Source organism: Arthrobacter sp. Bi26 (assembly GCF_918697925.1).
Taxonomy (GTDB): domain Bacteria; phylum Actinomycetota; class Actinomycetes; order Actinomycetales; family Micrococcaceae; genus Arthrobacter.
In genome coordinates this window covers 20,282-43,585 of record NZ_CAKKMF010000038.1, presented here as the reverse complement: position 1 = coordinate 43,585, position 23,304 = coordinate 20,282, and the positions used below count along the sequence as shown (strand labels likewise).

Sequence of the window (23,304 nt, the reverse complement as noted above, 5' to 3'; positions counted from 1 at the left end):
GCCCCGGCCCCGGCCAGCCGCGGTGCCTTGCCGCTGGAAGGCGTCAGCCCCATGGATTTCCAGTTGCGGGATTGCTTCAAGGACTTCGATCCGGATGCGCAACAGTCCACCGTCGTGGACTGCGCCACAGGTCACTCGGCGCAGCTGGTCGCCGTGGAGAAGTACGGGGCAGATGAGTCCTACCCCGGCCGGGAACAGCTCAAGCAGAAAGCGCGCAATGCCTGCAAGGAAGCACCGCTGACGGACAAGGCGGGAGATTACGACCTGAGCTACAAGCTGGCCTACCCGAGCTCGCGCAGCTGGGACAAGGGCGACCGCCGGGTCGACTGCTACGCCGTGACGGACACCGGAAACGTCATCATGGAGTCCCTGCTGCCCTAACCTTGCCCGGCTTTACTGCACTGGATTAGCGCATGGCCGTAGCCCGCCGGCATGGCGCACGGCTTTAGACCAGTTAGCCCGCCGGCAGCCGGGACGGGCCCGGCTGCCGGCGGCACTTAGCGCGCTCTAGCCGCCGGCGCCTATTCCTTGCGCCGGACCGAGAGCCCGGTGCCGGTGGCCGCGCCGCCGTCGGGCAGACCACTGCCCTCCAGCCCGCCCATGGTGAGTTCCATCAGGTCCGGCGCGGTGTCCACCAGGACGGTGTCGCCGTCGGTGATTTCGCCGGCCAGGATGGCCTTTGCCAGCCGGTCGCCGATCTCGCGCTGCACCAAGCGGCGCAGCGGCCGGGCGCCGTACGCGGGATCGAAGCCGGACACGGCCAGCCAGGCGCGGGCGCCCTCGGTCACTTCGAGGTTCAGCCGGCGGCCCTTGAGCCGCTCGCCGAGCTCCTTGACCTGCAGTTCCACGATCTGGGACAGTTCCTCCACGGTCAGGGGATCGAACAGCACCACCTCATCGAGCCGGTTCAGGAATTCCGGTTTGAAGGAGGCGTTCACCATGGCCATGACGGCGTTCTTCTTGGCCGCGGCGTCGAGGCCGGGGTCCACCAGGAACTGGCTGCCCAGGTTCGAGGTGAGCACCAGGATCACGTTGCGGAAGTCGACGGTGCGGCCCTGACCGTCGGTGAGCCGTCCATCGTCGAGCACCTGAAGGAGGATGTCGAAGACCTCCGGGTGCGCCTTTTCCACCTCATCCAGCAGCAGGACCGAGTACGGGCGCCGCCGCACGGCCTCGGTGAGCTGGCCGCCCTCCTCGTAGCCGACGTACCCGGGGGGCGCCCCGACGAGCCGGGCCACGGAGTGCTTCTCCGAATATTCGGACATGTCGATCCGCACCATTGCGCGCTCGTCGTCGAAGAGGAAGTCCGCGAGGGACTTGGCGAGCTCGGTCTTGCCGACGCCGGTGGGGCCGAGGAACAGGAACGAGCCGGTGGGCCGGTTGGGGTCGCTGATCCCGGCGCGGGCGCGGCGTACGGCGTCGGAGACCGCGGCGACGGCCTTCTGCTGGCCGATCAGCCGCTCACCCAGGACGTGCTCCATGTTCAGCAGCTTCTGGCTCTCGCCCTGCAGCATGCGCCCCGCGGGGATGCCGGTCCAGGCCGAAATAACCTCCGCGATGTCATCGGCGGTGACCTCATCGGCCACCATCTGCCTCGATTTATCGGGCACGGCCGCCTCGGCCTCGGCGGCGGCGTTCAGTTCCCGCTCCAGGGACGGGATCTCGCCGTAGAGGATTCTGGACGCCGTCTCCAGGTCCCCCTCGCGCTGGGCTTTGTCGGCGGCGGAGCGGAACTCGTCGAGCTTGGCCCGCAGGTCGCCCACCCGGTTCAGGCCCGCTTTCTCGGCCTCCCAGCGGGCGTTCAGGCCCGCGAGCTCCTCCTTCTTGTCCGCCATGTCCGCGCGCAGGGCCGCAAGGCGTTCCACCGAGGCGGGGTCGGTCTCGCCGGCAAGGGCCAGTTCCTCCATGGTCAGGCGGTCCACCTGTCGGCGCAGCTGGTCGATCTCCTCCGGGGCGGAATCGATTTCCATGCGCAGCCGGGACGCGGCCTCGTCCACGAGGTCGATGGCCTTATCCGGCAGCTGCCGGCCGGAGATGTACCGGTTGGAGAGGGTCGCGGCCGCCACGAGGGCGGAGTCGGAGATGGACACCTTGTGGTGGGCCTCGTAGCGTTCCTTGAGGCCACGCAGAATGCCGATGGTGTCCTCAACGCTGGGCTCGCCCACGTAGACCTGCTGGAACCGGCGCTCCAGGGCGGGGTCCTTTTCGATGTTCTCGCGGTACTCGTCCAGCGTGGTCGCCCCGATCAGCCGCAGCTCGCCGCGGGCCAGCATGGGTTTGAGCATGTTGCCGGCGTCCATGGAGCTGTCCCCCGTGGCTCCGGCGCCCACCACCGTGTGGAGTTCGTCGATGAACGTGACGATCTGCCCCTCGGAGCCCTTGATTTCCTCCAGGACAGCCTTGAGCCGCTCCTCGAATTCGCCGCGGTACTTCGCCCCGGCCACCATCGAGGCGAGGTCCAGCGCGATCAGGGTCTTGCCGCGCAGGCTTTCGGGCACGTCGCCTTCCACGATCCGCTGGGCGAGGCCCTCGACGACGGCGGTCTTGCCGACGCCGGGCTCGCCGATAATAACGGGGTTGTTCTTGGTGCGGCGGCTCAGGACCTGGATGATGCGCCGGATCTCGGCATCGCGGCCAATCACCGGGTCCAGCTTGCCCGAGCGGGCCACCGCCGTGAGGTCCGTGCCGTACTTCTCCAGCGCCTGGAACGCGTTCTCCGGGTCCGCGTTGTCCACTTTGCGGTCGCCACGGACGCCCGGCAGGGCGGCCAGCAGCGCCTCATGGGAGGCGCCGGCCTCGCGCAGGAGCTTCCCGACGCCGTCGCTCCCGGCAGCAAGGCCCAGCAGCAAATGTTCGGTGGAGACGAAAGTGTCCCCGAGGCGCTCGGCCTCGTTCTGGGCATTCTTGATCGTCTGCAGCCCGGCCCGGGACAACTGCGCCTGCTGCACGCTGCTCCCGGACGACGACGGAAGCGCCTTGATGGCGGTGCTCGCCTGGACGCTGACGGCGTCCGGATCTGCGCCGGTGGCCCGGAGCAGTGCGACGGCGACGCCCTCCCGCTGGTCCATGAGCGCTTTGAGCAGGTGGGCGGGCTCGAGCTGCGGATTACCCGCGGTCGAGGCGTTCATGGCGGCGGCAGCGAGAGCCTCCTGGCTCTTGGTGGTGAATTTGGCGTCCAAAGAGGGCTCCTTCCGGAATGGTCCTGTGTCAAAGTTGAGTCTACATCGCTCAACTTTGCCATGAGGGACGCTGGCTCCATGTTTGCCGAGAGCGAAACGCCTGTCTAGGGGCCGAATGCCCGCGGGCCGGGGCGGTCCGCGGGCATCCCTCCTCGGCCCGCTCCGGCCCGGAAGGCCCCGGCCCGGAAGGGACATGCCCTCCTGTCGGCCCAAGGACTGGACATAGTCCCAATATGTCCACAGCCCGGGTCCAGGGCTGGGCATGTCCCCTCGACCTGGTCTCGAACGATGGGCATGTCCCCTCGACCTGGTCGCGAACGATGGGCGTGTCCCCTCGACCTGGGCGCGACCACTGGACATGCCCTCTGCTGGCACACACAGCAGGACATGCCCCCCGCCGCCAGAAGCGACCGCCGGACATGCCCTCCGTTGGCACGCACCGGTGGGCATACTCCCCATATGCCCACTCTTAGGCCCGACGACTGGACATGTCCCACGCTGCTGGATGTGGCCACGGGACATGCCCTCTGCTGGCACGCACAGCTGGACATGTCCCCAGTTAGATCTGGCGGAGTTCAGAGGGGCGAGGCTCAGCCCGGCGGAGTTCAGCGAGGCTCGGCTCGGCCTGGCGCGGCTCAGCGGGGCGCAGCCTGGCCGCCGTGACAAGGCCAGGTCGGAACGGGCGGTCCGGTGGCTGGGTCCCCCAAGGAGCCGGCCACCGAACCAAACACCCCCACCCCCAAAGCTTGTCACATGTTTGACAGGATTGTCACACGCCGCTCCCGGCCGTACCCAAGCTCATCGGTATTGTGGAATCCATGAATGAGACGGCGGCACCGCAGAATCCCGATCAGCGGAGTGTATTCCTCGACAAAGCGCACCCTGCTGCCTGGCGCGCACTCAACGGGCTGGGCTTGAAAGTCAAGGAAGCCGCCGGGGAAGCCGGGCTGGACGGGACGCTGATCGAGTTGCTCAATGTCCGCATTTCGCAGATCAACGGCTGCGCCTACTGCCTTGACATGCACGTGGGCGATGCCATCAAGAACGGTGAGTCGGCCCAGCGCCTGGCCGTGCTCTCCGCATGGCGCGACACCACTCTTTTCTCCGAAAAGGAACGCGCAGCCCTGACGCTGGCCGAGGCCATCACCACCATCTCTGACGCCCAAACCCGCGACCACGAAGGCGCACAGGCCCGACGGCACCTGACGGCCGAAGAGTTTTCCGCCGTCAGTTGGCTGGCGATCACGATGAACGCGTTCAACCGCGTCTCGATTGTCAGCCAGCACCCGGTCCGCGCCGCCCGCGACTGACCCGGTCCGCGCCGCCCGCGACTGACCCGCCCGCGACTGACCGGCTCCGCGCCGCCGTTTCGAACCCGCCAGCAGGCTGACCCGCCCGCGGCTAACCGCCAGAACACCCCTGCAGGACGCCCGGTCGGCGCGCATCCGAGCGTCCGAGATGCCATGGTCATCAACGAGGTGCGGCTGGCCAAACAACTGGCGGTAGCCACAGCTGGCGCACGGTCGTAAGCTCGGAAAGTGGGGCGGAGCCGCGGTCACCGAGGGAGCACTGCCATGAGGTGGGTCAGGCCGGGTCACCCGGAATACGACGAAACACGACGACTCTTCAACGCCATGATCGACCGTCATCCGGCCGTCATTGCCCCATGTGCCGACGCGGAAGGGGTGGCCGACGCGTTGGCGTATGCGCGGACGCACGGCCTCGATGTCGCCGTCCGCGCCGGCGGCCATTCCGTGGCCGGCGTGTCGATGAACGACGGCGGCCTTGTGATCGATGTTCGTCCGATGAAATCCGCCCGGGTGGACCCGGAGGCCCGCACTGCCACGGTGGGTGCAGGGCTCACCTGCGGCGAGTTTGACCGCGCCACTCAGGAATATGGCCTGGCACTCACCGGCGGGCGGGTCTCCACGACAGGTCTCGCCGGTTTCACGCTTGGGGGCGGGTCAGGCTGGCTCGAGCGTGCCTTCGGCTTCGCGTGCGACGACCTCGTCTCCGTGGATCTGGTCACGGCCGCCGGTGAGCACGTGACGGCCAGCGCCCGGGAGAATCCCGAGTTGTTCTGGGCCCTGCACGGAGGCGGTGGGAACTTCGGCGTCGCCACGTCGTTCACCTTCGGCCTGCACCAGCTCGGGCCAAAAGTACATGCCGGAGTGCTGATGTGGCCGGGGGACGCGGCGCCGGAACTCAGCCGGGGCTACCGGGACTTGGCCGTCGCGGCCCCCAACGAAGAGTCCGCCACCCTCATCTACGGGATTGCGCCGGCGGAACCCTTCGTGCCCCCGAACATGGTGGGCAAGATGGCGGTGTATGTCGTGTATGTCTTCGCCGGGGACGCCGAGGAAGGCAAAGAACATGCCAAGGCCTACCGGGAGCTTGGCCCTGTTGTGGACCTGGTGGAGGATACTGGCTACGCAGATTTCCAGTGCTCCCTCGACGACCCGCCGGGCAAGTACAACTACTGGAGCGCTGACTATCACGACGAACTCTCCGACGACGCCTTGGATGTCATCATCGAATCGGCGCGGAACCTCCCCGGGCCAAGTTCCCAGCAACTGATAGCCCATTGGGGCGGGGCGGTGAGCGGGCCTGCAGCATCGGCGACGCCGCTCCTGAACCGGAGTGCCAGCTGGGTGAGCCACCCGTTCGGCCTGGGCGACACCCCGCAGGGCGGGCAGGAAGCGAAGGCATGGGTCAAACGCTTCCGGCGGGACATATCCCCCTACGCCACCGGAGGCGTCTGGCTGAACTTCATCGGCGACGAAGGACAAGCCCGGATCCGCGCGGCCTACGGCGACGAAAACTACAACCGGCTGGCAGAAGTAAAACGCGAGTTTGACCCCGGGAACGTTTTCCGCGGCAACCAGAACATTCGCCCCGCCGTCGCGGTGTGACCCCGGCCCGCGCCCGTCCGACGCCGGCCGGGGCTCGTCCCCGCCCGCGCCGGCGCCGAGTTCGTGCCCGCGGACGGGGCTAGAATGCCACCATGGCCGTCTACGTCGATCCGCCCCTCTGGCCTGCCCACGGAACCCACTTTTCCCACCTCGTTTCGGACACCTCGCTCGAGGAGCTGCACACGTTCGCCGCGGCTGCCGGCATCTCCGGGCGCGCGTTCGACGGCGACCACTACGACGTCGCCGAGGACCGGTACAAGGACCTGGTCTCAGCCGGTGCCATTCCAGTGGAGGGCCGGGTCCTGGTCCGCAAACTGATCGACAGCGGGCTGCGGATCCCGGCCCGCCGGCGCGGCAAGGCCCTCCGGGTCCCGCTCCTGAACCGCTGGAATCAGGCGCTGCCGGGCCACGACGCCCTCTTCCTGGACCTGCTGGATCGCTGGGGCGAGGAGCACCGGAAGTACCACGGCCGCACCCATCTGCTGGCGGTGCTGGAGGCCTTGGACCTGCTGTGCGATCCGGCCGATCCGCCCCGGACCGTGGTGCTGGCCGCCTGGTTCCACGACGCCGTCTACCGCGGCGTGGCGGGACAGGACGAGGAAGAATCGGCGCGGCTGGCCGAAGACCGGCTCCGGCATGCCGGTCTCCCGGCCGCCGAGGTGGACGAAGTGGTGCGCCTGGTGCTGATGACGGCAGACCACCGTCCGGAGCCCGGGGACGACGGCGGCGCCTTGCTCAGCGACGCCGATCTCTCCGTCCTCGGCGGGGAACCGGAGGCCTACGCCCGGTACCTCGCCGCCGTTCGGGAAGACTTCGCGCATATCGGCGACGCCGACTTCGCCGCCGGCCGCGCCGCCGTCGTCCGCCGGTTGCTGCAGCTTGATCCGCTCTTCCACACTGACCGCGCCCGCGGTCTGTGGCTGGAGCCAGCCCGCCGTAACCTGCAGGGCGAGCTCGCTTGACGGTGTCACCGGCGGGCCACCGGCAGGCACCCGGCAGCCCAACCGCAGCCGGTGAGGCTCAGGCGGCAACGCTGAGGTGATTCGCCAGCCGGTCGAACGACTCGCGCCACCCTTCGCCGTGGCGGTCGCGGCTGGCCGCGGAGTCAAACGGACCCTGGGTGAATGTCATCTGCGTGCCGCCGTCGATCTCCTCCAACCGGATGGTCACCTCGGTCTCGAAGCCGCGGGTGCCGTCCGGCCTGTCCCAGGCATGGGTGAACACGAACAGGTGCGGCGGCTCAACATCCGTATGCACCCCGCTCCACCAGAATTGCTGCCCGGTACTGTCCTGGATCATGCAGGCGCGGTGCAGGCCGCCGACTTCGAGGTCCGCGTCGACGCTCTCACGCGGGACATGGAAGCCGCGCGGACCCCACCACTGCGGAGCCTGGTCCGGGTCCGTCAACGCGGACCACACGCCCCGGATCGGGGCCCTGAACTCGCGGACAATGACAAGCATGAGGTCCGTGTCCCCGGACGCCGGTTCGCTCATGGTCTTCTCCCTCGGATTGCTTGGACTGACAGGGGAAGTGCCCCTCGGCCCCCTGGCTGCGCTGCCGCCCTAGCGTCGGCTGGGGCTGTAGGCGACCACATAGCGCGAATTGCTCGGAACGATCTGTTTGCCGAGCGGCATCAGCGAGACAGGGATGAGCTTGAGGTTCGCGATCGCCAGCGGGATGCCGACAATCGTGATGGCCATGGCGAAGGCCGTGACGACGTGCGCGATCGCGATCCAGATGCCTGCCACCAACAGCCAGATGACGTTTCCCAGCAGGGCAAACACGCCGTTTCCGCCCGGCTTGTCCACCACCATGCGGCCGAAGGGCCACAGGGCATAGGACGCGATGCGGAACGAGGCGACCCCCCACGGAATGGTGACCACCAGCACGCAGCAGACGACGCCCGCCAGGAAATATCCAAGGGCCAGCCACAAGCCGCCAAAGAACAGCCAGATGATGTTCAGGAGTGTCTTCATGGATTCATTCTCGCCCGTAGGAGTGACATTCGGATTAGTGGTTCACCCGGAAAAATCCCTGACTTTCGCGCCCGGCCCGTGTCCGGCACCTGGCAACCGGCTTCCATCTCCCGGCTCCTGGTTGCGCCCGGCCTCTTTGGCGCTTACGTCTCGGCCTGCTTGACCATGGCGGCCTCAACGTTGATCTTGACCTTGTCGCTGACCAGCAGCCCGCCCGCTTCGAGGGCGGCATTCCAGGTCAGGCCGAATTCCTTCCGGCTGATGTCCGCCTCAGCACTGAATCCGGCCCGGGTGGCGCCGAAGGGGTCCACCGCCACGCCGGTGTACTCGACTTCGAGTTCCACGAGCTTGGTAACACCGCGGATGGTGAGCTCGCCGGTCAGCACGTAGTCATCCCCGTCGCCCCGGATCCCTGTGGCCCGAAACGTCATGTCGGGGTACGTCTCGACATCGAAGAAGTCGGGGCCGCGGACGTGGCCATCACGGTTGGCGTCCCCCGAATCGAAACTGGCGGTCTTGACTGTGGCGTGCAGGCTGGCGTCCGCCAGCGACTCGCGCACCCGCGCCTCGGCGGAGGCCTCGTTGAACCGGCCGCGGACCTTGCTGATGCCCGCATGGCGGACGCTGAAGCCGATTTCGCTGTGGGACATGTCCAGCGTCCACACACCGGGGGTCAAACCTTCGGGCAGAGTCACAACGGTCTCCTTCGAGCGGTGGCGGGGTCTGTCCCGCCGGGGGTGATGGGAGGGGTTTCCCCACTTTGCATGCTAACGAGGAAGCCCGCCCCGGGCTAGGGTCCGACCGGCCTTAGATGCGGGACACGCGACTCGCGACACGCCAGCGGGCACGCTGCCTTGGGACTTCCGGATTTCCGACGGCGGATTCCGCTTTCCGGGACCGACGCGTTCTCTGGCCTTCGCTCCGCGGCCGGGTTACTCTGGCCTATAAATGCCGGGCAATCACCGAATTTCGCAGAACTATTCGCACAGTCCTGATCAACCAAGTGATGTGAGGAATCGTGGCCGGGTCCCTGGGGAAACGTGGCAAGGCGGGCATCGGCGCTTGCTTGCTGAGCCTGGGCCTGCTGCTTCCGGCCTGCCTGCCCGGCCCGCCGGAACCCGCACCGCGCCCGAGCCCGGGCACGCCGTCGTCCGCACCGCCGTCGTCCGCACCGCCGTCGTCCGCACCGCCGTCGTCCGCACCGCCGCCGTCGTCGCCTGCCGCGCCACCAGCTGGCGAGCCCGTGCACTTCACCGCCCAGGGGGACATCGGCGTGGGCGCGGGCGCTAAAAAGGTGCTCGACGTCGTTGCCGGCCTCGATCCCCACCTGAACCTCGCCCTCGGTGACTTCACCTACAAAGCCGGGCTCGAACAGCAGTTCTGCGACATGGTCACTGACCGCCTCGGCAACGAATTCCCCTACCAGCTGGTGACCGGCAACCACGAGAGTGACGGCCATGACGGCGACATCGAGAAATTTGTCCAGTGCCTGCCCAACAAGCTGCCCGGCCTGCAGGGCGAATACGGCACCCAGTGGCGCGTCGATGTCCCCGAGCAGAATCCCGTTGTCCGCTTCATTCTTGTCTCCCCCGGCATCGAGTTCCGGGGCGGGGAGCCGCTGGACTACTCAAGGGGCAGCGAGCGCTGGCGCTGGACCGCGAACGCCATCGACGAGGCCAAATCGCAGAACATCCCCTGGACCGTGGTGGGCATGCATACCCCGTGCCTGAGCGTCGGCAACTATGACTGCCAGGCGGGGCAGGACTTCACCAACATGCTGATCGAAAAGGACGTGGATTTGGTCCTGTCCGGCCACGACCACGTCTATCAGCGGACGCATCAGCTGGCCACGGGCGGAAGCTGCGCGGAACTCGTTCCCGCCAGCTTCACCTCCGGATGCCTGGCCGATACCGATGGCACTATGGTCCAGGGCTCGGGGACCGTGTTCGCCACCGTTGGCGTTGGCGGCGTGGGACTCTACAACGTCAGATCCGATGACCCGGAAATGCGCTATTTCGCCAGCACATCCGGCAAGAACCGGGAACCGGCCTTTGGGACCCTGGACGTCAAGGCCACCGTGGATCAACTTGCCGCCCGGTTCGTTCCTGCGGACGGCTACACCTTCTCGGATTCCTTCACGCTCCGGCGCAAGTGATCCGCCACAAGCATTCGGCCACCGGTAATCTGCCGTGTAATCCGCCGGGGACTGAGTCTCAAGCCGGCACCCAGACGCTGATCCAGTCGAGCGAGACATGGCCTTGGGTTGCCGGGGCCGGGCAGCCGGTCAGGCAGGACTCGGTCTGCAGGATCAGGTGCATGGGCGATGTCGGCGCCTTGGTGCTGACGCCCAGAGAACGCCCGTCGAGGAAGAACTCGACCCGCCCGGGACTCCATTCCATCGTGGCTATATGCCACGATGTCACGGACTGGTCCGAATCGAATTTCTCGAAGGCGTCCGCGCCGTTCCGGTCATAGTGGACAGCGCCGTAAATGATTGCGGCCAGGTCCCCTTCGGGGAAGTCCACTTCGCCGTCCCGGGGCCAGACGCCGCTGTCCGGCCACAGCAGCCATGCCGTCTTGAATCCGGGCAGCGCATCAGCCCGGTAGCGGACCGAGTACCGGCCATGGAGGAGACTGTTGGCGCGCGGCGGGTTGGAGCTGGCGTTGGGGATTTTGGGCGTCGGCGCCGCCCCCATCGAGATCCCGTTCTCCGAGTGCAGGTACCAGTCCAGCGAGCCATTGCGGACACTAAGCACCTTGGACGGGTAGTAGCCGGAAGTTCCACCGCTGCGTTGTCCGGCAGTATCCGGCGTCCCGTCCTTGTACCCGGCGCTCCACCGTGCGTTGTAGAGCGGGCCGGGGAAGCGGCCCAGCGGGACGTCGCCGGCGGAGAAATCCTCGACAAAGACCTGCTTCCAGCCGGGCAGGTCACCTGTCATTGTCACATCCGTGGTCGGGACCGGAAGCTGTGCCGGGCCGGGTGCGGATTGGGGCGCGGGCGGACTTCCCGGCGACGGGGCGGGCCCAGTCACGGCACCACTTTCCGGAGCTCCCGTCGGCGCCCCCGGCGTGACGCCTGTGCCCGTGGAGCCAGTGTCCGTGGCGCCTGACGGTCCGGCCGGCGACGCCGAAATGGACGTGAAGAGCGGCCGCTCGCTCCGTGGAGCACCATCCGCGACGCAGGCCGCCAGGGCCAGGACTGGGCCCAGGACCATGGCGGGAACCGCCATGAACCGGAAGGTGAGGAGACGCCGGCGGCTTGCCGGTACGCGCCCCCTTATAACGCGCGTCCGCATCCGCCCAGTGTCGCATGGAGGTAACCCTCCATCAACAGAATTCCTACATTTTTACTTGAATCATCAAGTTAATCCAAGGTTAATGCAAGGTGCCGTGAGCAGACTTTAACCCTGGGGTATATCACTAAGTTGTCCACAACTGTTCAGCGTCAGCGATGGGTCTATTTTCCGGTTGGAGGAGTCGGAAAAGCGCTGCAGTTGAGACGAGCAGAATACGTTATTGAGTGGTGAGGCCAGTGTCCATCCCGAATCTCAAGCCAAACGTGCGCCCCCAAACGACGCCCCCGCCGGCAAATCCCTCAGTCAGTGTGGTGATCCCCACCTTGAACGAGGCAATGAACCTGCCGTGGGTGCTGCGGCGCATGCCCTCCTACGTAGATGAGGTGGTAATTGTTGATGGCCGTTCCTTGGACGGCACAGTCGATGTGGCCCGGGCCTTGCGCCTGGACGTCGTGGTGGTGGCAGAACCCCGCCCCGGGAAAGGAAACGCCGTGCGGGCCGGATTTGCCGCGGCCTCCGGCGACATCATCGTCATGCTGGACGGTGACGGCAGCATGGACCCCCAGGAGATCGGTTGGCTGGTGACTCCGCTCCAGCATGAATACGACTTCGTCAAAGGCTCCCGCTATGTGACTGGCGGCGGCTCGGACGATCTCACGTGGCTGCGCAGCGGGGGAAACAAGATGCTCACCGGGCTCGCCAACGCCGTTCTCCACAGCGACTACTCAGACCTTTGCTACGGCTACATCGCCCTGCGACGCGAATGCGTTGACATTCTGGAGCTGGAGTCGGACGGGTTCGAGATCGAAACTGAACTGATTGTGCGGGCCTCAAGGGCCGGACTCCGCATCGCCGAGGTTCCCAGCCATGAACTGTCCCGCATCTCGGGCCAGTCGAATCTTCACACGTTCCGGGACGGCTGGCGGGTCCTGCGCACCCTTGCCCGCGAGCGCGTGAGTTGGGAGGCCCCGACCGCCGGAGCCCGTCCCGAAGCCCTGCGTCGAGTCAAGTACAAGTACCCCAGCGAAATGTTCCCGCACGTTCCCACCGATCCCAGCAGCGTTCTGGGCGTACGGGCAGGCGAATAGGATGTCCGAAGACTCCAGCTTCCCGGCAGTATCCGTGGTCATCTGCTCCTACTCGGAGGACCGGTGGGACAGGCTGATGGGCGCCTTGGACTCGGTCCGCACCCAGACCGTCCCACCCAAGCAGACGATCGTCGTCGTCGACTACAACGTCGACTTGTACAAGCGCCTCATCTTCACCGTCCCGGACGCCGTAATTGTCGAGAACACCGGGCCCAAGGGCCTCTCCGGCGCCCGCAACACCGGAGCGGGCATCGCCAAGGCGGAGATCGTGGCCTTCCTCGATGACGACGCCGAAGCCGAGCCGGATTGGCTCGAGCGGCTCGCGGCCCTGTACGACGATCCCGATGTTCTGGCTGTTGGCGGCCGGGTAGAGCCGCTCTGGGAAGCCGGGCGCCCGGGCCACTTCGCCAAGGAGCTCGACTGGATTGTCGGCTGCACGTACCGGGGGATGCCCAAAGTCGCCGCCGAGGTCCGCAATGTCATTGGCGCGAACATGTCCTTCCGCGCCGAGGTCCTGGACCGGGTCGGCGGTTTCAACACAGCCCTTGGACGCCAGGACGCCCTCCCGCTGGGCTGCGAAGAGACCGAACTGTGCATCCGCGCGGTGATCGGAGCTCCCGGATCCCGGGTGGTTTATGAGCCCGCGGCCCTGGTGCACCATCACGTTCCGGTCGAACGCGGCACCCTGCGCTACATCCTTGCACGCTCCTGGGGCGAAGGGATTTCCAAGGCGCAGGTCAGCAGGGTGGTCGGCCACAAACGGGCGCTCGGCCCCGAACGGCGCTATGTCCGGCAGGTCCTGCCACGTGCAGTGTTTGCCGGAATCCGCGGCTGGCTCAGCGGCGGGGACCGCGCCGGTCTCGCCCGGGCGGCAACCATCCTCGCCGTTCTCGCGGCCACCGCGACCGGCTATGTACGCGGCCGCCGCCTGCCCGCCGCGCCCTCGCCGCTGAAAGCTGCCGCGGTGTCGACGGAAGAGCCTTGGAGGGAAGTCCAGTGAACCGCGCAATTTACGTGCCCGTCCCCGTACACCGCCCCGTGCAGCCCCTGCACGCGGAACCACCTGACCGCAGGAACCCGACCCCAGAAAGCTTGGATCATGAGCCAACCTGAACGCGACGTGAAACAGCCGATTGGCGCCTCTGCCGGAGCCTCCTTCGATGTCCACGGGATCGTGGGCATCGATGTCGAGGCCGGGACGCCGGGGGAACCGCAACTGAGGGACATGCTCGCCCCGTTCCTGGGGAACTCCGGCGCGCCACGGCGGATCACCATCGGCGCCACGATATCGCCCATTTCCAGCCAGTCGCATGCGGAGGATGCCTACCGGTTCACCGGGGAGTCCCTCTATATTCCGGCTGACCGCGTCCAGATTATCGAGACGAAGGACGGGTACCGGATCGAAGGCGCCGGCGAGCTCCTGACCTCTGTGATTCCGTTGCTGGACCGGCTGTGCGTCCAGGAGGAGACGGCGATGATCCATGCAGCGGTTGTGGACTTCCGCGGCTCCGGGGTTCTCCTCCCGGCCTGGGGCGGGGTCGGAAAAACCAGCACGGTGGCGAAGCTGGTGGCCATGCGCGACGTGCGGTTCATGGCGGACGACTGGGCCTTCATGGGCGCAGGCGGAATGCTCATGGGCTACGCCAAACCGATGTTCATCAAGCCCCACCACCGCGCCATCTACCCGGACATGTTCCGCGGGACGCGCAAGCCCTTAGCCCCTGGATGGCTGACGACGCCCGTCGCCCACCTGGCCACGGCGGTCCATCCGGTGATTGTCCGCTATCCGAAAACAGCCGCCTTCACCCGGCGCTGGTCCCCCGAGCACCGCATGGTGCAGCCGGAGCATGTCTTCGGGGCGCAGCGGATTTCGTCCGCGGCGCCGGCACAGCTGGCCATCTTCCTTGAACGTTTCGACGGCGCGGACGCGCGGTTGGAGGCACGAAGTGCGGAGTGGATGACGTCCCGGATCGTCGGCAACTTCCATTCGGAACTACCCATGGTCTCGCGGCGGCTCGTCGAGGCCCTCGGCGCCACCAGCCTGGTCCCCCTGGAGGAGCATTTTGGGCAGAAGGCGGCCGTGGTGCGCCGGGCGCTGGAGGACGTTCCCTGCTGGCTGCTCCGGCTGCCCGCCGCCTGGTCAGCGGACCAGGCCTCTGACTTCATCGCGAATCTGGTTCGTTCAAAACTGGATGAGTGAGGCGAGGCCACGTGAGCGATCTGAAGGTGTCGGTTGTCGTTCCGGCACGCAATGCCGCAGCCTGGCTGGGCGAGTGCCTGGAGTCGATCCGCAGCCAACAGCCACACGAGATGATCGTGGTCGATGGCTGCTCGACGGATGACACGGCCGCAATCGCCCGCGACTGCGGGGCAACTGTCATCTCCGATGAGGGACGCGGCCTGCCCGCCGCAAGGATGCTCGGCGCCCGAAGCGCCACCGGGGAGGTAGTCGCCCTGATCGACGCCGACGTCGTCCTTCCGTCGAAGAGCCTGCCCCGGCTGCTGACCGAATTCGAGGCCGGCGGTTACGACGGCCTGCAATTCGGGCTCGCCAGCGAAGCCGACGGGCCCGGGTACTGGGGGGCCGCGCTGGCCTGGCACCACAACCACAGCCGGGTGCGCAAGTGGTTCGGCGTCAGCGCCACGCTGATGCGCCGCGACGTGCTGCTCGATGTCGGGTTCGACGACGAGTTCCGCTCCGGGGAAGATGTGGAGCTCAGGATCAGGCTGGAGCAGGCAGGGTACCGGCTCGGCGTCTCCGACTCCGTAGTGGTCAGGCACCGGTTCGACGACACGTTCGATTACGCCCGCGACCAGTGGCTCCAGGACGGGGCCGGGATGGCCCGGACCGTCCGCAAGCACACGGGCCACATCTGGCTGGTGATCCTACCCCTGCTGGCCACTGTGCGGGGCGTGGGCCTGTCCCTGGTCCGCGCACCCCGCTTCCTGCCGTATTGGATGGGCTTCCTGCTCTACAACTACCGCGCCATGGCCGGCGAGCTCCTGCGGCCGGCCCACAAACCCATCTCGGTTGGAGGGAACGCCGCATGGCTGGCTGCTGCGAGGATCGCCCCCATGGTGGCGGGCTTCCTGTTCTGGGCCCTCGCGGCCATCGCGCTCCCGCCGGAGCAAATAGGTCTTGGCTCCGCGGTGGTCTCGGCCGCGCTCTTGACCGTGCAGCTGGGGATGCTCGGCGTCGGGCCCGCCACCCTTACGCTTCTTCCCGCGGAAACTGATGGCGGCCGGCGCCTCATCGCCACCAGTCTGCTTACCGTCGCCACGTTCTCCCTGCTGGGCGCTGGCCTGCTGGTTGCCATCACTTATTGGCTCGGCACAGGTGTGGGCGAAGCCTGGGTCGACCCCCTGGTCACGGTCCTATTCCTGGCCACTGCCCTGCTCGCCGCCACCGCCTACCAGCTTGACCACGTGGGCGTAGCCCAGGAACGGGCCGACCGTACGCTGGTCAGAAGCCTCGCGCAGAGCCTCGTGCAGCTCGTCTTCCTGGCCGCCGCGCTCGCCGTCGGACTCCGTGACCTGGCGGTGATTGTGGGCGCCGTTGCCGCCGGCGCGCTGGCCAGCGTCCTCGTAGGCCTGCGCCAGCTTGGCCGGGCCCATGTGTCCCCGGACTGGAGGCATGGCCTCCGGCCGCGCCCGGCCCTAAAACTCCTGAAGCCGGGACTCCCCAACCACGCCCTCACGCTCGCCGACCGCGCGCCCGGCTACCTGCTTCCGCTCATCGTTGCAGCTACGTTGGGCCCCGCCCCGACTGCCGCCTGGTACGTGGTGTGGATGATGGCCTCGGCGGTGTTCTTCGTGCCGCAGTCGGCCGGATTTACCCTGCAAACGGCCCTCGCGGGGACGCGGGCACGGCCGGGCCTCCTCGCCTCCGCGCTGCGGGCCAGCTTCCTGTTGACTCTCCTGGCCGGGCTGATACTGATGCTGGCCGGGCCACTGCTTCTGGGCTTCCTCGGGCCGCAGTACGCGTCCGCTTGGGTCCTTCTTCCTGTACTCGTTCCGGCACTCCTCCTGAGTTGCGTGACCCAGGTCTACTACGGGTTGTGCCGGGCCCAAGGGCGGCTTTTCGAATCCACGGCAGTCGCCATCCTTGCCGCCATCCTGGTCGTGGCACCCGCCGCGGCCGTGGCGCAGCAATTTGGCCTCACCGGCGTCTCCGTCCTCTGGGCCATTGCCCAAGCGACGGCTGCGCTGGCTGCCGCTTGGCGACTGATCACCCTGACCCGAGTGAAGCCCGCCACCACCGCAGGCGAGATTCCTTCAGCGGCGCGCCACCAGCCGACCTGAATCGAGAAATGATGACACACGAAACGGCAACAAGTCTCCCGGTGCGCACCGCCCACCGGCACGAGGCGCAGGCGCATGCGCATGCACATGTCGGCGGCGCCAAACCGCCCACCCACCGCAACCTCGGACTGACGCCGTCGTGGCACATCGGTGCCCTGGCCGCGGCGGCCGCGGCTGCCCTCGCCCTCGGCGTCTGGAGCATGACCCAGGTCGATCCCCTTCGGATCGGCGGTGCCGGGCTCATTGGCGCCCTCCCGCCCGCCTATTTCGTTGCGCTCGCGCTCAGCCTGGCCGGATTTGTCGCCTCGTTGAGCCTCCGCCGCCTGGTTCCGGCACTTCTGACCTGGCAGCTCATAGTCACGGTGGTTCTCCTCGATGGCGCTGACCCGATCATCCATGGCTTGCCCCGGCTCGAGGCGAGTTTCCGGCATATGGGCATTGCCGACACCATTAGCCAATCGGGCCAGCTGGATCCGACCCTGGACGCGTACTTCAACTGGCCCGGATTCTTCAACCTGCTGGGAATGCTCTCCGGCGCAACGGGCGCCAAGGACCTTTTCGGCATCGCAACGTGGGCGCCGGTGGGAATCAACATCCTCCTGCTCGCCCCGCTGCTGGCCCTGGCACGGCGGTTGACGGCAAATCCGCGCCAGGCGTGGGCGGCTGTCTGGATCTTCTACCTGGCCAGCTGGATTGGGCAGGACTATCTGTCGCCGCAGGCATATTCGTTCGTCCTCCTGCTCACCCTAATTGCCTGCCTGCTCAGCGTCTTCGGCGGCTGGGCCTGGCCCACGGAGCGCACCAAGTTCTCCCGGTGGCTGGCCCGGAATGTCAGCAAGCTGGACAGCTCAGTCCCGCGGTACGGCGCCGTGGAGCCGCTCCGGGCGGACACGGCGGTGCTCGTCGTGGTCTGCGCGCTGCTCCTGCTGGCCATGACGGCTTCGCATCAGCTCAGCCCCTTCGCCGTGATCCCCATCCTCGCCGTACTGCTGCTGACCGGCCGTCTCCGGCTGCGCTTCTTGCCAGTCCTGGCCGTGGTCCTGCCCATGGGCTGGCTGCTCTTTGCGGCTTCAACATTCCTGGAGGGGCACTTCGGCCAGCTGCTCGGCTCGCTCGGTGACATCGGCGCGAACAGCCTCGGTGCGCTGAGCACCAGGGTCTCAGGCAGCGATGCCCACGTGTTCGTCGTCTACACGCGCATGGCCGAGGTGGCGCTGGTCTGGATCCTCGCCGTTGCCGGTGCCATCGTGGGCTACCGCCGGAAGGCACCGTGGCTGGCGGCCGCGGCCGCAGCGCTTGCGCCGCTGGTCCTGATTCCCCTCCAGCCATATGGCGGCGAACTGCTCCTGCGCCTGTACCTGTTCAGCCTCCCGTTTGCCGTGTGCCTGGCGGTGCTGCCGCTGATGTCAGAAAACACTGCCGGGCTGAGCCTGCGCCGAGCCCTTGGGCTGCTGCTGATGGGCGCGGTACTGGCCACGGCCACGGTCGTTTCCCGCTACGGAAACGACGGCATGGAGAGCTTCAACGACGACGAAATCGCCGTCGTGAACCGCCTCTACTCGACTGCGCCCACCGGCGCCGTCCTCATTGAGGCAGTTCGCAACACCCCGTGGAGATACCAGCACTACGCGGACTATGACTACCGGGCGCTCGTTGCTGCCGAGCCCATTCCTAACGCCGCGCCGCTCAGCTGTGACGCGGTCAACCAGATCGCCCACAAAGCGGGCGCGTACCTCATCGTGACCGAAAGCCAGAAGGAGGCAGCCGAACTTCGCGGCTCGACTCCCATCGGCGATCTTCAACGTTTTACCGCCACATGCGCCACCAGTCCTGGCTGGACGAAGGTTTATGAAAACGCCGGCGGCGTGATTTTTCACATCGAAGGAGTTAGCAATGGCAACTGAACGCAGCTACGTGAGCTATGCGACGGCAGCCGTCGCCCTAGCCGCCGTACCGCTCTCGTTTGTCGGTCCCGAGGGCCTGCGCCTGGCGGTGATCGGCCTCTTGATGCTGGCCGGGCCTGGAACCGCGCTGGTGCTGCTCCTCCGCTTCGACCCCCCGCGCTCAGCCCAGGCCACTGGAGCGCTGCCCCTCAGCATCGCCATCGCAATTGCTTTCAGCCTCGCGATGTCCACCCTCGTGGCGACGGCGATGATCTATGCACGGCTCTGGTCACCGCCGGCAGGCGTCTGCGTCCTGTCGTTGGTAACGCTCGCCTTCCTGGGCCTTGAGCTCAAGAGGCCAAAGCGGGCCCTGGTGCGTGCGAAATGATTATTTTCCTGACAGGGCTGGCCACAGTGACGGCACTCGTGAGTTGCGACGTGCTGCGCGTGTTGAAGCCGGACAAGGCACTGCCGCGCGCCGTGGTGATCATCACCGCAGCCCTGCTGGCCATAGTCGGCGTCGCGGCGGTCGTGCAGTTGGTGCATCTGGCGCAGCTTGCATGACAGAAAGCCGCCCTCCCGGTGCCGCGGCACAAGGGCACAACAAGTCGAACCAATCACGGAAAGTATCTTCAATGAGAAAACTAAGAACCCTCAGCATGGTTGGGACGCTCGGATTGCTCGTAGCCGGTTCCCTTGTCTTCGGTTCCGCCCAGGCTGCTACCGCCGCAACGTGCAGCCCCGCGCCGAAAAACTCCTATCCCGGCACCATTGTGCTCGCCACGAGTTTTGAAGCGGGCGGCTTTTGCGGCCTCATCCCCAAAGTGTCGGGCACCGGCACGGCAACGATTTCCAGTTCGCGGGGGCATACCGGGACGCATTCAGCCAAGCTCCACGTGACCACGGATTCCGGTTCGCTCGCAAACCTTTCCGCCCCGGCTTTCACCTCGGGGACCAAGACCTCGTACGCAGACGGCTGGTTCAACATCACTGTGGCCGGCGTTTCCGGCAATGACGTCCCGTACTTCCGCTTCTTCTCCGGCTCCACCCGCGTCGCGGACATCTACCGCTACAACAGCAACGGGCAGCTGTGGCTCCGGGTCACCTCACCGAGCGGCACCTTTGTCTACACGAAGCTGATCTCCAGCAGCATCTCCCTTGGCGCCTGGCACCATGTCAGCATGCGGGTGACCGCCAACGGCAGCGCCTCAACAATCCAGGTATGGTTCGACGGCGTGCAGCGATACAGCAGCTCGAGCGTCAAAATGCTGGGGAGCAGCCTGAGCAAAGTTCAGCTCGGGGCCGAGCACAACCGGCAAAAGGGCGACGAATACATCGATGACGTCATCATCAAACGCTCCTAGCTCCCTCCGATAGTGGGCGGGCGGTTCCGGACTCATCCGGACTCCTTGGCCGCCCGCACGAAGTCCCCAATTTTGGCAAGGTCCTTGATGCCGCGCGCCGACTCGACACCGGAAGACACATCGACGCCCCACGCCCCGGCCTCCGCCGCTGCCCGGGCCACGTTGGCGGGATCCAGGCCACCGGCGAGCAGCCACTTGCGTCCGGCCAGTGCCTTGGCCCGGACGGAGCCGTAGTCCCAGGCTTCCCCGGAGCCGGGGACAGCGGCGTCGATCAGGAGCAGTTCCTCACCCCAATGGTCGAAGGCTTCCGCAGGGGCAGCCATGGTGACGGCCCGGATCAGCTTCATCCCGGCGTCGTGCACCGTCCGGACGTCCGCCGGTGAACGGTCGCCGTGGAGCTGGACCCAGACCAGGCCCGCCTCACGGGCGACGGCGACGGCGTCAGCGGCCGGTTCGTGCCGGAACACGCCCACCGCGGGCAACCCGTTCGGGACGTGGGCGAGGAGGTTCCTGACCTGTTCCGGCGTGACCTCCCGGGGGCTGCGGGTCAGGACGAAGCCGACAGCGTCCGCGCCGGCACCTGCCGCGACGCGGACCGCATCCGCGGTGCTAAGGCCGCACACTTTGACAAACATTCAGGCTCCTTCCGCACGCTTCCTGCCTCTGACGTTAGCAAGACAGGACCGCCGCCGCCGACTTCGCGTCGGCGCCGGCAGGAGCGTCGCCGTCGGCATCGGCATCGGCGGCGGCGCCGGCCGAGCCGGCTGGCGGCCGGGGCCCAGAGCCGGGCCGATAGGCTGGGGCCATGGAGATCATCCGCTATGCCGAGCTCAAAGCCCACCCCTGGCGCAACGGCGGCGGGGTGACGCGCGAAGTGGCACGCCATCCGCGGGCCTCGTCCGCGCAAACCGCCGCGCAGGAAAACGCATGGGACTGGCGAGTCAGCATTGCCGAGGTATCCAAGGCCGGCCCCTTCTCCGCTTTCGCCGGAATGGACCGCGTGTTGACGGTCATTGACGGCGAGTTGTTGCTCCTGAGCGTAGACGGCGCCGAGCACCCGCTGGAGAAGTACCGGCCATTCCGGTTCTCCGGCGACGCGGCCTCGGCCGGGGCACTGCCCACGGGCGACATCCGGGATCTGAACGTCATCACCCGCAACGGCGCCTTCAAGGGCTACACGTCAATCATCGAGCTGTCCAAGAAACGCGCCCATCCGGTGTTCGAAGGCCAGTTCGGCATCCTCCTGCAGGGCCAAGGGACCGTCAGCCCCGGGACTGCGGGCCGCCCCGCGCCCGCAGCCGACACGGGCACAGAGCCGGTCCCCACGGCGCCGATCCCCACAGCGCCGACGGGCGCCGTCGCTGCTGAGCCGGAGCGCGTCGAGCTGAACCGTTATGACGCCGTCGTCGGCGCTGATACCGCCACGCCGGAAATCCTGGGCCGTGGCTTCCTGGCGGTCGTTTCCATCGATCCGGCGGCGGAGGCCGGCTCGGACTAGCGCCCGTCCGCCTTCACCCTGGCCTCGCTGACTCCCACCGAGTCCCCCGACAAGCGCTGGGCGAGCCAGATGGGGACGATCGAGACCACGATCAGCACGACGGCCACGACATTGACCACGGGCGCCTGATTCGGGCGGAAGAGGTTCTGCAGGATCCAGATCGGCAGCGTGGTCTCCCCGGCCCCGATCGTGAACGTCGTGACGATGATTTCGTCGAAGCTCAGCGCGAAGGCCAGCAGGCCGCCGGCCAGCAGGGCAGAGCGCAATTGCGGGAAGGTCACCAAGCCGAAGGTGGTGAAGACGCCGGCGCCGAGATCGGACGACGCTTCCTCCAGGCCGGCGCTGGTGCGGCGGAGCCGTGCAATCGCGTTGTTGAACACGGTCACCATGCAGAAGGTCGCGTGGGCGATCACCACTGTCCACAGGCTCAGCGGGACGCCCAGGATGGTGGTGAACATGTTGTTCAGGGCGATGCCCGTGACAACGCCGGGCAATGCGATGGGCAAGATCACCAGGAGGCTGATGACGTCGCGGCCGAAGAACTCATAGCGCTGCAGTGAGATCGCCAGCAGCGTTCCCAGCACCAGCGAGACGATGGTCGAGACCAATGCCACCCACACGGAGGACACGACGGCATCCCGTACGCCGGGAGAGTCGAAAGCCTTGCCCCACCATTCCAGCGTGAAGCCCTTGGGCGGCCAGCCGAACGTCCGGTCCGCGTTGAACGAGTTCACCACCACCAGCAGCAGCGGCGTGTAGATGAACAACAGCACCAGCCCGGTTATGACGCCCAGGACCACTTTGGCGCTACGGGAAAGTCTCATGAGGCGCCTTTCGCTACAGGCTGTTCAGGGCGCCGGTACGCCGGACGATGAAGAGATAGAACATGATGATGGCGATCGGAACCAGCGAGACCGCGGCGGCGAACGGCAGGTTGTTCGCCGCCCCGACGTTTGCGTAAACCACGGTGCCCAGCATCTGGGTGGTCCCGCCGACGATCTGCGCGGTGATGTAGTCACCCAGGGACAGGGAGAACGTGAAGATCGTGCCCGCGATGATCGAAGGGACCAGCAGCGGAAGCATGACAAGGCGCATGGTGGTCAGCGGCTTCGCGCCAAGATCCCCGGAGGCCTCAAGCAGGGAGTCGGGCACCCGGTCAAAGCCCGCGTAGATCGGCAGGATCATGTACGGCAGCCAGATGTAGGACAGGGTCACGATGACGGCGGTCTCGCCGTAGCCCGGCGACGACAGGCCGATCGGCGCCCCCAGCCACTCCAGCAGGCCACCCTCGGAAAGGACATTCCGCCAGGCGTAGGCCTTGACCAGGTAGCTTGCCCACAGCGGCATCAGCACGGCCACCACGAGCAGTTTCTCCCAGCGGGCCGGAGCCACCTTGGCGATGAAGAACGCGATGGGCAGGGCAAGGATCATGTCGATCACGGTGACCGCCACGGCAATCCACACTGTCCGCAGAGTGATCCGCTGGTACACCGGATCCGTCAGGACCGTGACGATGTTTTCAGTGGTCCACTCCGTGGACACCTCTCCGGTGAAGGTGTCCACGGTCCAGAACGCCGTGATCAGCAGTGCCGCCAGGGCCGCGACATAGACAAGGACCAGCCAGAGCGCCGGGGCCGTGAGCAGCCCGGCAAGCCGCAGCCTGGGCGAGCGGTGCAGCAGCGCCGAGAAGGAATTGGCTTTCGCCCGGGGTACAGCCCCGGCACTCTGCGGTGAGCCGGGCGGAAGCTGCTGCAATTGTTGTGCCATCTCGCCTTTGTTTCTGCCGACCCTCGGGCCGGCCGTTT

22 protein-coding genes are annotated in these 23,304 nt (G+C 66.9%); 14 read left to right on the top strand and 8 right to left on the bottom strand.

The genetic code is table 11. The annotated features are described in order from the left end of the window. Nucleotides 1-381: septum formation family protein (locus tag LQV16_RS11940; protein WP_229994104.1), on the top strand; the 381-nt coding region annotated here is incomplete at its 5' end. Between the two features lie 140 nt (nt 382-521). On the opposite strand, the gene clpB is transcribed toward LQV16_RS11940, so the two are convergent. Continuing rightward, nucleotides 522-3,179 carry an ATP-dependent chaperone ClpB gene (gene clpB / locus LQV16_RS11935; RefSeq protein ID WP_229994103.1) on the bottom strand — a complete coding sequence of 886 codons (2,658 nt, stop codon included), beginning with the start codon at nt 3,177-3,179 and terminating at the stop codon, nt 522-524. An 818-nt stretch (nt 3,180-3,997) separates the two neighbouring features. On the opposite strand from clpB, the gene LQV16_RS11930 reads away from it, so the two are divergent. From LQV16_RS11930 to LQV16_RS11920, 3 genes are all read left to right on the top strand, one after another. Continuing rightward, nucleotides 3,998-4,489, top strand: coding sequence for a carboxymuconolactone decarboxylase family protein (locus LQV16_RS11930; protein WP_229994102.1), 492 nt, complete (start codon nt 3,998-4,000; stop codon nt 4,487-4,489). A 264-nt stretch (nt 4,490-4,753) separates the two neighbouring features. Next, nucleotides 4,754-6,091 carry an FAD-binding oxidoreductase gene (locus LQV16_RS11925; RefSeq protein ID WP_229994101.1) on the top strand — a complete coding sequence of 446 codons (1,338 nt, stop codon included), beginning with the start codon at nt 4,754-4,756 and terminating at the stop codon, nt 6,089-6,091. Nucleotides 6,092-6,183: 92 nt separating this feature from the next. Further along, nucleotides 6,184-7,053, top strand: coding sequence for a DUF4031 domain-containing protein (locus LQV16_RS11920; RefSeq protein ID WP_229994100.1), 870 nt, complete (start codon nt 6,184-6,186; stop codon nt 7,051-7,053). Between the two features lie 58 nt (nt 7,054-7,111). On the opposite strand, the gene LQV16_RS11915 is transcribed toward LQV16_RS11920, so the two are convergent. The 3 genes from LQV16_RS11915 to LQV16_RS11905 form a co-directional block, all read right to left on the bottom strand. Further along, nucleotides 7,112-7,585: an SRPBCC domain-containing protein gene (locus LQV16_RS11915; RefSeq protein ID WP_229994099.1), complete on the bottom strand. Its 474-nt coding sequence runs from the start codon at nt 7,583-7,585 to the stop codon at nt 7,112-7,114. Nucleotides 7,586-7,654: 69 nt separating this feature from the next. Then, nucleotides 7,655-8,068, bottom strand: a complete 414-nt coding sequence (locus LQV16_RS11910) for a YccF domain-containing protein (protein ID WP_229994098.1) — start codon at nt 8,066-8,068, stop codon at nt 7,655-7,657. A gap of 143 nt (nt 8,069-8,211) precedes the next feature. After that, entirely contained in the window at nt 8,212-8,763 is a 552-nt protein-coding gene (locus tag LQV16_RS11905) for a YceI family protein (RefSeq protein ID WP_229994097.1), read from the bottom strand. A gap of 323 nt (nt 8,764-9,086) precedes the next feature. Between LQV16_RS11905 and LQV16_RS11900 the strand changes: the two genes are divergently transcribed. Beyond that, nucleotides 9,087-10,223 (top strand): metallophosphoesterase, encoded by a 1,137-nt coding sequence (locus LQV16_RS11900; RefSeq protein ID WP_229994096.1) that lies wholly within the window; start codon nt 9,087-9,089, stop codon nt 10,221-10,223. A gap of 58 nt (nt 10,224-10,281) precedes the next feature. Here LQV16_RS11900 and LQV16_RS11895 read toward each other — a convergent pair whose 3' ends face one another. Beyond that, nucleotides 10,282-11,007 (bottom strand): glycoside hydrolase family 16 protein, encoded by a 726-nt coding sequence (locus LQV16_RS11895; RefSeq protein ID WP_229994095.1) that lies wholly within the window; start codon nt 11,005-11,007, stop codon nt 10,282-10,284. Between the two features lie 593 nt (nt 11,008-11,600). On the opposite strand from LQV16_RS11895, the gene LQV16_RS11890 reads away from it, so the two are divergent. From LQV16_RS11890 to LQV16_RS11855, 8 genes are all read left to right on the top strand, one after another. After that, on the top strand, nt 11,601-12,452 hold the full coding sequence (locus tag LQV16_RS11890) for a glycosyltransferase family 2 protein (protein WP_229994094.1): 852 nt from the start codon (nt 11,601-11,603) through the stop codon (nt 12,450-12,452). Nucleotide 12,453: 1 nt separating this feature from the next. Continuing rightward, nucleotides 12,454-13,452: a glycosyltransferase gene (locus LQV16_RS11885; protein WP_229994093.1), complete on the top strand. Its 999-nt coding sequence runs from the start codon at nt 12,454-12,456 to the stop codon at nt 13,450-13,452. Between the two features lie 99 nt (nt 13,453-13,551). After that, nucleotides 13,552-14,652: a hypothetical protein gene (locus tag LQV16_RS11880; protein ID WP_229994092.1), complete on the top strand. Its 1,101-nt coding sequence runs from the start codon at nt 13,552-13,554 to the stop codon at nt 14,650-14,652. Nucleotides 14,653-14,663: 11 nt separating this feature from the next. Then, entirely contained in the window at nt 14,664-16,754 is a 2,091-nt protein-coding gene (locus LQV16_RS11875) for a glycosyltransferase (protein ID WP_229994091.1), read from the top strand. 8 nt (nt 16,755-16,762) lie between these two features. After that, a complete protein-coding gene (locus tag LQV16_RS11870; RefSeq protein ID WP_229994090.1) occupies nt 16,763-18,658 on the top strand; it encodes a hypothetical protein in 1,896 nt (631 codons plus the stop codon). Continuing rightward, complete coding sequence (locus LQV16_RS11865) at nt 18,648-19,025, top strand: hypothetical protein (protein WP_229994089.1); 378 nt, start codon at nt 18,648-18,650, stop codon at nt 19,023-19,025. The genes LQV16_RS11870 and LQV16_RS11865 overlap by 11 nt, the downstream gene beginning before the upstream one ends. Then, nucleotides 19,022-19,201, top strand: coding sequence for a hypothetical protein (locus LQV16_RS11860; RefSeq protein ID WP_229994088.1), 180 nt, complete (start codon nt 19,022-19,024; stop codon nt 19,199-19,201). The genes LQV16_RS11865 and LQV16_RS11860 overlap by 4 nt, the downstream gene beginning before the upstream one ends. Before the next feature lie 71 nt (nt 19,202-19,272). After that, complete coding sequence (locus LQV16_RS11855) at nt 19,273-20,001, top strand: LamG domain-containing protein (RefSeq protein ID WP_229994087.1); 729 nt, start codon at nt 19,273-19,275, stop codon at nt 19,999-20,001. A 32-nt stretch (nt 20,002-20,033) separates the two neighbouring features. Here the strand turns inward: LQV16_RS11855 and LQV16_RS11850 are convergent, their stop codons facing one another. Further along, entirely contained in the window at nt 20,034-20,636 is a 603-nt protein-coding gene (locus LQV16_RS11850) for a phosphoribosylanthranilate isomerase (RefSeq protein WP_229994086.1), read from the bottom strand. A 170-nt stretch (nt 20,637-20,806) separates the two neighbouring features. On the opposite strand from LQV16_RS11850, the gene LQV16_RS11845 reads away from it, so the two are divergent. Further along, the gene (locus tag LQV16_RS11845; RefSeq protein ID WP_229994085.1) at nt 20,807-21,499 is read left to right on the top strand and encodes a HutD family protein; all 693 of its coding nucleotides are present in this window, start codon (nt 20,807-20,809) and stop codon (nt 21,497-21,499) included. Here the strand turns inward: LQV16_RS11845 and LQV16_RS11840 are convergent. Together LQV16_RS11840 and LQV16_RS11835 are read right to left on the bottom strand one after the other, a co-directional pair. Further along, nucleotides 21,496-22,323 (bottom strand): ABC transporter permease, encoded by an 828-nt coding sequence (locus tag LQV16_RS11840; RefSeq protein ID WP_229994084.1) that lies wholly within the window; start codon nt 22,321-22,323, stop codon nt 21,496-21,498. The genes LQV16_RS11845 and LQV16_RS11840 overlap by 4 nt on opposite strands. Before the next feature lie 13 nt (nt 22,324-22,336). Further along, nucleotides 22,337-23,266 carry an ABC transporter permease gene (locus tag LQV16_RS11835; RefSeq protein WP_229994083.1) on the bottom strand — a complete coding sequence of 310 codons (930 nt, stop codon included), beginning with the start codon at nt 23,264-23,266 and terminating at the stop codon, nt 22,337-22,339. Nucleotides 23,267-23,304: the final 38 nt, after the last annotated feature.